This is a genomic window from Flavobacterium fluviale, assembly GCF_003312915.1.
Classification (GTDB): Bacteria; Bacteroidota; Bacteroidia; order Flavobacteriales; family Flavobacteriaceae; genus Flavobacterium; species Flavobacterium fluviale.
This window is the reverse complement of record NZ_CP030261.1, coordinates 1905251-1918321: the sequence shown is the minus strand read 5'-3', so window position 1 is coordinate 1918321 and position 13071 is coordinate 1905251. Positions and strand designations below refer to the sequence as shown.

Annotated in this window: 16 protein-coding genes; 11 read left to right on the top strand and 5 right to left on the bottom strand. The window is 31.6% G+C overall.

Annotated elements, in window-relative coordinates; genetic code table 11:
* Nucleotides 1-166: 166 nt before the first annotated feature.
* Nucleotides 167-412, bottom strand: coding sequence for a hypothetical protein (locus HYN86_RS08590; RefSeq protein WP_230406446.1), 246 nt, complete (start codon nucleotides 410-412; stop codon nucleotides 167-169).
* Nucleotides 413-414: 2 nt separating this feature from the next.
* Complete coding sequence (locus HYN86_RS08585; protein ID WP_113677662.1) at nucleotides 415-1404, bottom strand: hypothetical protein; 990 nt, start codon at nucleotides 1402-1404, stop codon at nucleotides 415-417.
* An 88-nt stretch (nucleotides 1405-1492) separates the two neighbouring features.
* On the opposite strand from HYN86_RS08585, the gene HYN86_RS08580 reads away from it, so the two are divergent.
* From HYN86_RS08580 to HYN86_RS08565, 4 genes are all read left to right on the top strand, one after another.
* Nucleotides 1493-2578 (top strand): sensor histidine kinase, encoded by a 1086-nt coding sequence (locus tag HYN86_RS08580; protein ID WP_230406445.1) that lies wholly within the window; start codon nucleotides 1493-1495, stop codon nucleotides 2576-2578.
* Nucleotides 2551-3264 carry a LytR/AlgR family response regulator transcription factor gene (locus HYN86_RS08575; protein WP_113677661.1) on the top strand — a complete coding sequence of 238 codons (714 nt, stop codon included), beginning with the start codon at nucleotides 2551-2553 and terminating at the stop codon, nucleotides 3262-3264. Before HYN86_RS08580 ends, HYN86_RS08575 begins: the two co-directional genes overlap by 28 nt.
* A gap of 291 nt (nucleotides 3265-3555) precedes the next feature.
* Nucleotides 3556-4635: a putative phage abortive infection protein gene (locus tag HYN86_RS08570; protein WP_205334641.1), complete on the top strand. Its 1080-nt coding sequence runs from the start codon at nucleotides 3556-3558 to the stop codon at nucleotides 4633-4635.
* A 60-nt stretch (nucleotides 4636-4695) separates the two neighbouring features.
* A complete protein-coding gene (locus tag HYN86_RS08565; protein ID WP_113677659.1) occupies nucleotides 4696-5067 on the top strand; it encodes a hypothetical protein in 372 nt (123 codons plus the stop codon).
* A gap of 118 nt (nucleotides 5068-5185) precedes the next feature.
* Here HYN86_RS08565 and HYN86_RS08560 read toward each other — a convergent pair whose 3' ends face one another.
* A complete protein-coding gene (locus HYN86_RS08560; protein ID WP_113677658.1) occupies nucleotides 5186-5467 on the bottom strand; it encodes a hypothetical protein in 282 nt (93 codons plus the stop codon).
* A gap of 231 nt (nucleotides 5468-5698) precedes the next feature.
* The gene (locus HYN86_RS08555; RefSeq protein ID WP_113677657.1) at nucleotides 5699-6115 is read right to left on the bottom strand and encodes a DoxX family protein; all 417 of its coding nucleotides are present in this window, start codon (nucleotides 6113-6115) and stop codon (nucleotides 5699-5701) included.
* Between the two features lie 274 nt (nucleotides 6116-6389).
* On the opposite strand from HYN86_RS08555, the gene HYN86_RS08550 reads away from it, so the two are divergent.
* The 7 genes from HYN86_RS08550 (at nucleotide 6390) to HYN86_RS08520 (ending at nucleotide 12068) form a co-directional block, all read left to right on the top strand.
* Nucleotides 6390-6854 (top strand): hypothetical protein, encoded by a 465-nt coding sequence (locus tag HYN86_RS08550; RefSeq protein ID WP_113677656.1) that lies wholly within the window; start codon nucleotides 6390-6392, stop codon nucleotides 6852-6854.
* Between the two features lie 389 nt (nucleotides 6855-7243).
* Nucleotides 7244-8473: a TMEM143 family protein gene (locus HYN86_RS08545; protein WP_113677655.1), complete on the top strand. Its 1230-nt coding sequence runs from the start codon at nucleotides 7244-7246 to the stop codon at nucleotides 8471-8473.
* Between the two features lie 91 nt (nucleotides 8474-8564).
* Nucleotides 8565-9029, top strand: a complete 465-nt coding sequence (locus HYN86_RS08540) for an Mpo1 family 2-hydroxy fatty acid dioxygenase (protein ID WP_113677654.1) — start codon at nucleotides 8565-8567, stop codon at nucleotides 9027-9029.
* A 184-nt stretch (nucleotides 9030-9213) separates the two neighbouring features.
* A complete protein-coding gene (locus HYN86_RS08535; protein ID WP_113677653.1) occupies nucleotides 9214-9894 on the top strand; it encodes a metal-dependent hydrolase in 681 nt (226 codons plus the stop codon).
* Nucleotides 9895-10042: 148 nt separating this feature from the next.
* Nucleotides 10043-10894, top strand: a complete 852-nt coding sequence (locus tag HYN86_RS08530) for an alpha/beta fold hydrolase (RefSeq protein ID WP_113677652.1) — start codon at nucleotides 10043-10045, stop codon at nucleotides 10892-10894.
* A gap of 349 nt (nucleotides 10895-11243) precedes the next feature.
* Complete coding sequence (locus tag HYN86_RS08525; protein ID WP_113677651.1) at nucleotides 11244-11846, top strand: dihydrofolate reductase family protein; 603 nt, start codon at nucleotides 11244-11246, stop codon at nucleotides 11844-11846.
* A 30-nt stretch (nucleotides 11847-11876) separates the two neighbouring features.
* On the top strand, nucleotides 11877-12068 hold the full coding sequence (locus tag HYN86_RS08520) for a hypothetical protein (RefSeq protein ID WP_113677650.1): 192 nt from the start codon (nucleotides 11877-11879) through the stop codon (nucleotides 12066-12068).
* Between the two features lie 223 nt (nucleotides 12069-12291).
* Here the strand turns inward: HYN86_RS08520 and HYN86_RS08515 are convergent, their stop codons facing one another.
* Nucleotides 12292-13014 (bottom strand): hypothetical protein, encoded by a 723-nt coding sequence (locus HYN86_RS08515; protein ID WP_113677649.1) that lies wholly within the window; start codon nucleotides 13012-13014, stop codon nucleotides 12292-12294.
* Between the last annotated feature and the right edge of the window lie 57 nt (nucleotides 13015-13071).

Below are 13071 nucleotides of genomic sequence, written 5' to 3'. Positions count from 1 at the left end.
CGACAAGAAGAACAGCTGTATTAGCGTAACTGTTCTAACAGAAAAATTAAAACGGAAAGAATAAAACCTGTCATCCTGATAATTTATATTAAATTAAATTTTAGCAAAAATACTTACAAAAGAACGAAATACAGCTGCGTATTTACACCTGTTTTTCAATATAAATTTACTCCAGTCTTACGCAGGTATACCCGAGACAATGTACATAATCCATTATGTTATCGCACTCCAGATCAATCCCTTCAACCCTTAAAATTTTATCGCAGTCTTCCAGATCAAAATTAATTTTATAATCTGGAAATTGAGTTTGAATCACAGCAATGACATAGTCTTTATCAGATTCTTTCTGCACATTTGTTTTAAAAATTTCCACAACCATATGAGACTCTTTTAATTCTTTAAACATATACATTCTTACTTTCGATTAAAAAGATTATACGACACTCCAAATCTAAAATACCCTTGAGTATCTTCTTTTTGGTCGTAAACATATCGGTTTGTCCGTTCTCCTTTCTCGGTAATTCGAGCGCTGACAACATTATTAAATCCGCCTTTCACAAATGCAATCAGCTTTGGGGTAAAGCTGTATTCATAAGTAATGCCCGACTTTAATTCTAACTGATTGAGTTCGTACACTCCCTGCAGATTTGAGGAGTTTAAATTTAGATAAAAACTTTCAGTATTCAATTCCGTTCCTAAGGAAATTCTTCCATTTTCCAGCAATTCTCTTCTAAATAATAATCGCTGTGGAAGTATAAAATCCATATCCCACTTTGAATTTTTAAATTTATGATTGATTGAAAAAAGCGGTGTAAGCGGCACAATCGAAGACGGATCTACCAACACTAAAACTCCTGCAGTAATTGTCGTAGAAGGAGTTCTTTTAAGAACCAAAACTGCCGATGCAAAACCTTTTACCCGCTGCAAATCTTCTTCATTTCCATCGACTGAAACTGTTGCGCTGTAAATAATGGGTTTCTTAAAAAGTGAAGACATATAAGTTGCTGTCAGAGCACCTGCCCAATAGTGAACATCCTCGTTTTCTCTTCTGTAAGTTTGAGTGGTGGTATAATTATAAATATCTCCAAACTGATAACTTTCGTATTTATAACGAAGTGAAGTCGTCAAAACGAAACGTTTGGATTTTGAAGCGTAAAATGGCAGATTGAAAGCGGCTTTGAAACGACTGTGATTTTCAACTCTTCCTCTCTCAAATTTATTCCCAAATAATTCAGAATCATAATTAGAAGGTCCGAGCTGTTCATATTGTAAATCAAAAGTTCTGGTTGTCGGAAATTTGTCCACAATTGCTTTTCCTAAGGTTTTCATACCAGGCTCTTTTTCCTGAGAAACTGCGTGTACGGAAATAAACACAACTAAAACTGAAATGATTTTAGATTTCATAAATTGGTATAAATTGTTTTTGGAATGAATTATAAATTCGGTTCAAAAGTAATTTACAAGCTCTTATTGTAACAGCCTTTTTATACCAATGGCGTATGATTTATACGAACGCCGTTGGTATAATTTGTATCATACAGTTAACTTAAAACTATACGATTATACTATTTTTGCCGTTATGACGATCGCTAAAATTTATCAGAACTTTTTTCTACGAAATCTCTTTGTAAATACGCTTGTTTATTTGGTTATTCTCGCTTGTGTTTACGACGAAATACGACTCGACGGACACAGCTGGGCGTATATTTTGAGCAAAATTGCCGTTGGATATTTTCCTTGCATTGTCTGGATAACATTCTTTAATGTTTTCATCATCAAACCTATTTTATTTAAAAGAAAAGTTAAGCTCTTTTTTACATTACTTGTTGTGTATTGGACTTGTTTTTACTTTTTTATGAATTGGTTTTTCCCTCTTGTGGGATTAGGAAATTTTAAGACGCTTCAAATATTATCGCTAATAATCAACGGAACATTTTTTTATTTCATTCATGTGGTTATCACCAAAAAAATCATGGATGCTGATAAAGATATTATGAATTTCAAATCAGAACTTTCGTTTTTAAAACAACAGTTAAATCCCCACTTTTTATTGAATGCCATGAACAATCTGTACGGCGAAGCATTGGCAGAACCCGACAAGGTTCCAGACCGAATCCTGAATCTTTCGGATATGCTGCGTTATCAGATCGAAGCTTCTAAAAAGGATTTTGTTTTGGTTGAAGAAGAAATTGATTTCGTAAAAAAATATATTGAATATTATACCTTTAGAAATGATCGGCTAAATGTGAACCAAAACATTGAGGGCTTAAATAAAGAAATCGAGATTCCGCCCCTGTTCTTTTTACCCTTGGTAGAAAATGCCGTGAAGTTTTCTGCCGAAACAGCAGAACCTTTTATTAATCTGGATTTAAAAGTAAAATGCCGAAATTTGACTTTTACTTTAAAAAACAATTATCTCGATTCGGGTTCGCGTCTTTCGAGCACTGGAATTGGAATTGAAAATCTTAAAAGACGATTAGAAGTTTATGGCTTAAGACACGATTTAAGCTGTAAAAAAGAAAAAAACATGTTTGTTGTAAAATTAAGTATATGGCACTTACCTACCGCTGTCTCATAATCGATGACGAATCGCCGGCGCACAAAGCACTGATTTCGCACATCTCCAAATTTGACGAACTGGAACATTCCGGAAGTGCTTTTAATGGTATGGAAGCCATAAAACTTCTTAATGAAAATCAATATGACATTATTTTTCTAGACATTAATATGCCCGTAATTTCGGGAGTCGAATTAATGGAATTGCAGCCCAACCGACCGCTTACAATTGTAACAACCGCCTATTCAGATTTTGCGCTTTCGGCTTACCAAAACGATGCAATTGATTATTTAATGAAACCCATTTCGTTAGAAAAATTCTCCAAAGCCATAGAAAAAGCAAAAACCTATCATTCTGGAAACACAATTAAAAAAGAAACTGTACTTACCGAAAAGACATTTTCGTACCGCACCAACGGACAAATGTTTACTATGTCTTTGAGTGATATTTTGTACATAGAAAGTCTCGGTAATTACATGAAGTTATACAGCAAAAAGCTAAAATCGCCAGTTATTATTTACGGTTCGCTTTCTAACATTGGCGAAGAAATTAACTGCTCCAACTTTATTCAAGTCCACCGCTCTTTTATTATAAACACAAAAGAAATTACTTCAGTTACTTTTAAATCGCTTACACTTTCTAATGGCGAAATTATTCCTGTGGGAAGGAAATATCAGATTTTGCTAGATAATATTTCAATGAGATAATTTGTCAATTTTGATAATTAGATGATTTTTGAAAAAGCTCTAGTTTTGGTTGTTTTTTTTATAGCTGTAGATTAAAATGGGTAATTATACCTGTTTAAAAATTTCTATTTTTAATTATAATTGCGCCATATAAAAATATTTGAGCAAGAAATGAAGATAGAATTTTATAACAAATTTGATAACGACAAAAAAGTTCTGTTTTGGATATTGATATTTTGCTTCGTAATAGTATCAGTTTTTTTAATAAAACTCATCTGTAATGAATATTTCATTTTCGGAAATAATTTGCAAATGGATGCCACAGGTCAATTTGGCGATTTTATAGGAGGTGTAATTGGAACAATTCTTTCTGGAGCTGGATTTTATTTTTTATATATAACACTCGTTGAACAAAGAAAATCAATACAAGAACAAAAAGAAGCTTTAGAAAATCAAAAAATATCATTTGAAAAAGAGCGCTTTGAAGCTAAATTTTTTGATTTAATTAAATTACATCGTGATAACATTACCGATGTAAAGTACCGAATTTTCATTAAAGAAAAAAAGGAAACAGTTGAAGGAAGAAGAGTCTTCAACCTAATTTATAAGGAGTTTCTTGAAAGTTTTTTAGATGTTAAGAGATTTTGTAAGATTTATGAAGGAGAGGTCTACACTAAAAGAAAATACCGAAAAAAACTAAATAGAATAATAAAAGAAAATAATTTAAAAACCACTATAAATGATTTAGTCATTATAGATATATCATATCTTATTTTATATTTTGGAACAGGAAAAGAGGGAGCGATTTTATTAAGACATAAATTCACAAATAGATATACCGAAGATTTTGTATATAAATTAATAAAATTCATTCAATTAAAACCGTGTAAATCAAATACAGAAGGATATAAAAGCTGGAATAAATTCAAAGCAACGGAGCTACCAATTTTAAAAAGGAGTTTTAACAGAATTTACAGAAATAGAAACAATAAAGCTTTTAGTTTTACTATAAAAAATTATAATCTTTTAGAAAATTACAAATCTGTCAAATATTATGGTGGACATCAATATAGACTTGGCCATTATTACAGACATTTATTTCAATGCTATAAATTTTTGATCCTACAAAAAACATTAAATGAAAGTGAAAAATATTTTTACGGAAAAACATTGAGGGCACAACTAAGTAACTATGAGCAGTCACTATTATTTGTCAATAGTATTTCTAGTCTAGGATATAAGTGGGAATTTGATCATGAGCATGATTTGGAAGGGCAACCAATACGTTTAATCACATTTTTTCAATTAATTAAAAATGTATCTGGTAGAAGATTAGTAAATATTGATTATAGAGACTTCTATAAAATTAATTACGAATTCGAAGAAAGATAGATTTATAAATTAATTTTATAGTCCAACCAAACAGGTTGCAAACACTAAAAATAAAAAAACATGAATTGGGTAATTAGTGATTTCCAATTTATATCTGAAAAAGAAATTCCAATACATCATGACGAAGATTTTTTTACTTTATCAAATCAAGAATTTAATGAAGTTATAAACTCTAAAACACAATTTATTTGGGTTGTAATATCTGGCTTTCCACAAGATGAAGAAATAATAATTGATGAGAAAAATTTCCCTTTTGCAGAAGGAAACGATTCAATCTGGGAAAATGAAAACTTTAAAATTCCTAATTCCACAATCGAAATTATTGCATTTGATAGCTCTTACACTATAATTAAATTTAAAGATAAAAATCTATTTAACAATTTTAAAAAATACTTTGATGAAGCAATCGAATTAGAAAATTTTAATTCGTAGAAATATATTGCGATCGTAAACACAAAAAAGCTCCATTTAATATAGAGTGCACCCAAAAGTTTAGACACTATTTGGGGGCAGTTTAATAACGGAGCTTTTAATTTTAGAATAAAAGAATCTAAACTGCTTTTACCATTGTCACATTATCACAAGCTTTTTGAATTTGCTTATCTGTGAACTGAGATAAAACTTTAACCAAATCTCTACTGGTTTTGAGACAGCTTAACATTTTTTGCCTTAGAATGAGATCGTTTGCAAATTCGGTGTCGAGCAATAACTCGAAAATTTCTTGCAAATACATTGGTTGTTTTTTAAAATCGCCTTCAAAACTTAAGTTTGAAACGAAAATAGCTACGGAACGTATCACGTCGCGGTGTGTTTTTTGATTTTCTTTTGTCATATCGAAAATTTAAACGCACGAATCCCCCGCTTTAGATGTGACAAAATACCCGTATTAAGGATAGATTTACCAGCCTTTCGGTTTAAACTACTCATCATGGCGAGGGATTCGATTATATTAACTTCTACGAAGTTTTAATACAATATCCTAAAGTATTTTGTCGATGACAAACGTACAAAATTAAAGCTATAAGAAGAATAAAAAAATAAGATATTTTCTTACAATTTATAATTAATACTTCTTTCTTAAATACGCTAGCGCCCCACTCGACCATAAAGCCCAAAGAATCAAAACCGGCTGAAAAAACAATCGTATCAAACGTGCCTGATCTGTGTTCATGCCAAGCGCATCAATTCTATTTAAATATTGGGCGATATTTCCTGGAAAAACCATTACATAAAATACCGCAAGAAAAATTCCCAGTTTCACTTTATGATTGGTCATAAAAACAAGAGCAAGCCCTATAGCCATTTCTACGATTCCAGAAAGTATTACAACAAGATCTTTATCCATGGGTACCCAATTAGGAACCTGGGCCTGAAATTCTTGTCTTTGATAAGTAAAATGACCAATCGCGGCCATGATCATAAAAAGCCCTAATAGAATTCTAAAAAAATTCTGCGTCTTTGTAGTTGATATATTTTCCATATATAAAGAGTATTATTTGTAAAGTTTATTATTTAGTTAAAAAACTGATAATCAAATTTAACATATTAGCTGCAAAATAATATTTCAAATTGTTGATATATTAATTGTATAATCCCAATGTTTAATGAGAATTATGAGCGGCTTCAATGGTCTACAACAAGTCAATATTATTTGTTAATTCTTTTCTTCAAAAAAATACATAATCTGAATAACTTTTCTTACTTAAATAGTTAAATTCGCATGCTACAAAACCACTAAGAATATTTTATAACCAATGAGCATTTTTAATTTATTTAAACGATCAGATATAGAATGTCCGAGATGTCTCGGAAAAGGATTTGTGGACTGGGAAGACATTGTTCGTTTAAATAGACAATTAAAATGGGTTCCCGCACCATGCGCCTACTGCGATGCCGCTGGCAAAGTCCATGAAGAAATGTTATCTAAAGTTGCCGTAGACTGCATGTATCTCACTATCGATTTACCAGAATCTGTAATTGAAAAAATAAAGGAAGGCGACAAAGAAACGATAGAAAAAGGACAGCAGCGCGAACTTTTTATTGATCAGCTTATTCAATACGCGGCGCATCATTACTTAAATAAAAATATGGATGCCGAAAGTATTGCCAATTTATATCTAAGTACAGAAGAAGAATCTGCCCTTTTTTCTGTAACCCGCGAAGAATTAATTCAATACATTCAAGGCGTTATCGAATTAAAGAAATCAGAATTGAATTAAACCATTCATAACCAAAATCAAGAACTCAGTCCCCGAAGTCTCGGGATCGTATCTTCTTAATCAAAATCTTAAAAAAACAGGTATAAATACGCGTAGCCAAAAGTTTATTTAGTGCTAATATTGCCTTGAATAATTTTTAGTTAGAATATAGTTTTCTTCAAGAAGGCTTTTTAATTTTTTGTCACTTTTTTTTTGGAACACAAAGTGGGATTTCAAATCGCTGGTAACGATTAGAAATCCCACTTTTATTGTTTTGATAAATATTCTTTCCTTTCAAAAGCTTTTGCCTTTATACCTTTGCCACTTTGCCCCTCTCTTCACTTTTCCCCTCAAAAAAAAGAAGTACTTTTGCGTTTCATAAACGCCACGATATTAAGCCCAAAATCAAAATGACACGAGAACATTATATTCCGTTCAATAAAGAATTTTTACTGGAGAAGCAAATTGCAGCTTTCGCCGAAGACCAGCAAAAAGCTGCAGATTTTAGAAAGTTATTTGATATTATCGAACATTATTATCATTACGAATCTTTTAATCTTAACCGAAACTTAAAACAGCATTACGCCCTTTACGACCCCGATTTGAGTGAAAAAGAACGTGAAGGTTTTATTGGAAAAAGTGATTTTGGAGTTTTTAAACAAACCTTACTTAAAGTTTTAGAACGCGGCAATTATTACAGAATTAACGACGAAATTTTAAAAGAAGCCTTTGAAGAATCTGATTTGATTGGTTTAAAGCTTTCCATAGATTTTAATGCTTTTAAAGATTACGAATTATACGCAAGAGGTCATCATAAAGCAAAGGAAAAAGTCAAGAAATATTTTTTCTGGAAAAAAGAAGTTGAAATCGAATATTACGATCGTGTTCTTATCTATCTCAATTACAGTGATGCAGATTATTTAACGGCAAAGAAAGTCAAATTAGGAAAAATGCCAATTGATCCAGGTTCAATTGCCTTGAAAATATTTAAGCGTGTTCCTAAAAACGATCTTGAAACGATATTTCCAAATGCAATTCCGAAAATGTCCTTGAAAGACAAAATGCTGCTTTGGGTTCCTGGCGTGTTTGGTGGAATTTCCCTTTTAAGTGCCAAAGTAATTCCCGCGCTTATCAATATGTATGATGCATACCAAACCGGCGAAACTATTGATTTATTGAACAGTAAAACCTCCTTGAACCAAGGATTAATTGCTTTGGGGATTTTAGCTGCTTACTGCTTCCGCCAGTACAATAATTTCATAAACAAGAAAATACGATATTCTAAAACACTTTCAGACAGTTTATATTTTAAAAATGTCGGAAACAACAGCGGTGCTTTTTACTCCCTTTTAAATTCATCAGAAGAGGAGGCTTTAAAAGAAACAATATTAGCGTATGCGTTTTTAAATAGAAGTCAGAACGGATTAACTGCCGAGGAACTTGACTCACAGATCGAATCGTGGTTTTCTTCTCATTTAAAAACCGAATTGGATTTTGACGTAAACGATGCTTTACTAAAATTAAAGAGTATTGGAATTGGAATAGAAACTAATGGAAAATGGCAGGTCATTCCGTTAAACGAAGCTCTAATCAAAATCGATGAGTTGTGGGATAGTGTTTTTGAATATAATCAGAAGTAGGTTTATTGATTTCAGTTTTGTTGTTTATTGGTTCAATTACTATTGAAAAATTTCATTAGATTTACTTCAACTAACTATAAACCACCAAAAAATGAGAACATTAGATCAATGGTTTGCGGAATATGCCGTAAGCCACCAAAACCCAACAAACAAAGCGATACACTATATTTGTGTTCCTGCAATTTTCTTTTCTATTGTGGGTTTATTAATGAGTATTCCCAGCGGAATTATCGCTGATACCTTAAAATTTAATCTGCCAATTATCGAGAATTGGGCTTTTGTAGTACTTCTTTTTGTTCTTATTTTCTATATTAGATTATCAATTGCAATGGCGGTAAAAATTGCCATTTTTTCTGCAATCTGCTTAGTTATCAATTATTATATCGGGCAAGTTGTTCCATTGTGGGCATTTTCAATAGGCGTTTTCATTATTGCCTGGATTGGTCAGTTCTACGGCCACAACATTGAAGGTAAAAAACCTTCTTTCTTAAAAGATCTTCAGTTTTTATTGATTGGTCCAGCTTGGGTTGTAGAGAATTTATTTTCTAGAAAATAGTTTTTATTATACGTAATAAAACAGCAAAACCTAACACAAAGCTGCATTTGTTTATCAAGACAGATTTCTAAAAATTTTACTATCAGATTTGGTACTGTAACCCAAGTTACGTCGTGCATTTTTTTATTGGTATCTTTATTGAACTTAAAATCAATAAATTATCAATTTAAAAAATACATTTATTATGAAAGTAACCTATTACGGTCATTCGTGTTTTTCTGTTTATGCGAATGGAAAACACATTCTCTTCGACCCTTTTATCACACCAAATGAGCTTGCAAAAAATATTAATGTAGACGAAATAAAAGCCGACTACATTTTTATTTCGCATGCCCATTACGACCACATTCTTGATGTTGAAAGAATTGCTAAAAATACTGGAGCTAAGGTTCTTGGAAACTTTGAAATCTATAACTGGCTTTTAAAAAACGGAATCGAAAATTCGCATCCCATAAATCCCGGCGGGAAATTCAGCTTTGATTTTGGAACCGTAAAATGTGTTATTGCACAGCATCCAAGCAGTTTTATGGACGGAAGTTACGGAGGTATTGCCTGCGGTTTTGTACTAACAACTTCTGATGGAAATTTCTATTACAGCGGCGATACAGCTCTGACTTTAGACATGAAACTAATCCCCGAATTCACCAAAATTGATTTTGCTGTTTTGCCCATTGGTGATGGTTTAACGATGGGAATCGAGGAAGCTATTAAAGCTTCAAAACTGGTGGAAGCTGACAAAATATTAGGCGTTCATTATGACACTTTTGGATTTATTACAATGGATCACCAAAAAGCTTTAGATGAATTTGAGAAAGCAGGTCTTCATCTTTCTTTGCCTAAAATTGGGGACACAATCGAGTTGTAATATTTCTATATATCGCGAAAATATTTTTTTTTAGCGAAATAAAACAGAACGATAATTCTATTATTTCATTAAAGGCTGATTATTAAAACATTTATCAAAAGGCATTAAAATTGTTTCTTATTACATTATTAATCAAAAACTTAAAATAATGAATACATCAAAAATAGACGCCGCCCATTCAGAAACTCAATATGCAGATTTTTCAGACCGAAAAATTGCATACAGAACAATTGGCGAAGGAAATCCGATTATTTTAATTAACCGTTTTAGAGGAACACTTGATACCTGGGATCCCTTATTTTTAGATTTGCTCGCAGCAAAAAATCAGGTTATTACTTTTGATTATTCAGGAATTGGATACTCTACCGGAAAATTACCAACCGATATTAAGGATGTAGCCAAAGATGTTAAAGATCTTGCCGATTTTCTAAAAATTAAAAAAGCTGCTTTTATGGGCTGGTCTTACGGCGGATTAGTAACGCAGGCAGCAACATTTCAATATCCCGAACTTGTAACGCACACTATTTTGTTAGGAACGGGTCCTGTAGGGGAAAGAGTCGTTCCGCTCGAGCAGGCTTTTCTCGATTCGGCTTTAAAACCAATAAACGATTTTAATGATGAAATTATACTTTTCTTTGAGCCTGAATCTGAAGAAAGTAAGAAAGCCGCAAAAGCTTCTCACGACCGAATTGCCGCAAAAATTGACGTTTCTAAAATTCCGTCGACTATGGATGTTTTTCAGCTTTATTTTGCAGGAGGTGAAGGCGCAGTTGCAGACAATGATAACTTTAGAGATAAACTGAAAACCACCCAGACACCTATTTTGATTATTTCTGGAGATCATGATATTAGTTTTGCTGTAGAAAATTGGTATCCGCTGACCAGACAGCTTCCAACTTCACAGTTAATTGTGCTGCCACAAACAGGCCACGCTCCCCATCATCAAAACATTCCATTGGTAGTCAATTACATCCATAATTTTTTGAAGCATACAAAGTAAGTTCACTTATTTAATAAAAAACTTTCTGTTGACACTGGGTAAAAGATATTTATTCTTTTACCCATTTTTTTGTTTGTCTTAAATATCTTCAAAATCAATTAAAAAAAATAGTATATTAGCTATACAATACATTAATAATCAGAATGATAAAGGAAGCATAATTTAAGAAATCTAAAAACACGTAAACGAATAACTTAAAAAAATATCATCTGAAAAAAGTATAATTATCCAGTTAGCTTTTTGCGTACCTAACTGCATGTCAATCAAAAAACTTCTAAAATATGCAAAGGAGAATTAAAAACAGTTGTAAGTTAGCTAAATTTGGATTTTCCTAAAAACGATTAATACTATGAGAAAAATAATTGTTTTATCAATGATCTCATTAGATGGAGTCATGCAGGCTCCCGGTGGACCAAAAGAAGATCAATCAAACGGATTTAAATTTGGAGGCTGGGTAGCACCATTTGGCGACGAGGTTTACAATACGGCTGTAAAAAATGAAACAAAAACAGCCGATTATCTTTTAGGCAGAAAAACTTTTGAAATATGGGAAGAATACTGGCCGAAACATGCTGCCATCTGGCCCGGAATTAATGAAGGTACTAAATATGTTCTCTCTGCAACCAGAAAAAAATCGGATTGGAAAAATTCTAATTTCATCAAAAGTCTCTCTGCTATAAAAAAATTAAAAGAATCCGACGGCTCAGACATTCAAGTTTGGGGAAGCAGTGAACTTGTTCATTTATTATTAAAAAATGATTTGGTTGATGAACTCCGATTGAAAATTCATCCTGTTCTGCTAGGTAAAGGAAAAAAGCTTTTTGACGATAATACGCATCCGTCAGGATTTACTTTAATAGAAAATACAGTTACTACAACTGGAGTAATTTTAGCCAGTTACAAACGTGCTGGAGAAGTAAAAACGGGAAATGCAGGCGAACCTGTAAAATAAGAATTATTAATAACCATAAAACAAGAACCAATGGAAAATAAAAAACCAATTACATTTATTTTTTGGGTTATCGCTATCATTTTAGGCGTAACCTTGTACAAACAATTTGACTTTCAAAATTTAAAATTCGAGAAACCGGCACTAGCAGTTTTGTATATAATTGTTTTTGTGTTTTCTGTTATTGTTTTAATTAAAAATTCTAAAAAACGAACGGAGAAATAAACATTAATTTTTAAGTATTATGCCATATTTTTTTGGACTATTTTTGAATAATCGCAAATATAAAAAAGCCTGCAAAATATACACTTTGCAGGCTTTCATTTTTTTACAATGACCTTGACGGTACAGAATTCGAACCGCCTAATGGAAGATTTAAAACTTTTGCAGAACTTAATTTACGAATGATATCCTGATGTAACTAAATGCAAAAGCTATTATGAAGTCCTTAAATTTCTATTTTTATCAGACAATATTTAAAATTAGTTTTCTCAAATTTTGAAAAATCGTTCCAAGTTATCTGATAATCTTTTAATAAATCTAATTTATAAAAATACTCTGAATTACAAGTCCAATGCATTTTTGAATTAATATCATATAAAATATTATCGTCTTTTAATATGAATTTAGTTTTGTCTAATTTATTATAATTCCAACTCAAATCAGAACGATTAAGAAGCATACCGTCATGAAAAGAAAAATGTTTATCGAGATTGTCTTTTTCAAAAACATTTTTTTCAAAATAAGATTTATCATTTGTTAAAATTAAAACGTATCCACATTTATAATTTAAGTTCTTGGATTTAAAGTTTTCAATTCTAAAGATATCTTTTCTAAAGCTAAACCTCCCTGTATCCGTAGCTCCATGTTCAGCCAAAATGTATTTCTCTTCATTATAGGGAATACAGGCTTTTTTTGTTTTGTATTTTAATTCAATCGGATAAATTCCTCCATTCTCATCAATAACAATTATATCTATTGGTGCTCTTACAATTTTAGTACCACCAGTTCTGATAATCATTTCTAATTCTATAGGTCTTTCAAGGCGAATTTCAAATTTGGGATTTTGCTCTTTAATTTTTAAAGCAAGAGCTAATTTCAAATCATCTTCAGAATGAAATATTGGTCTCTCTTTTTGGAGTTCAAAAACTGCCTTGTCACAAAAATCCATATCAATTTTTATATTTCTGTCAATTATTTAAGTAGGCGGATTTTAAATTAATAACAA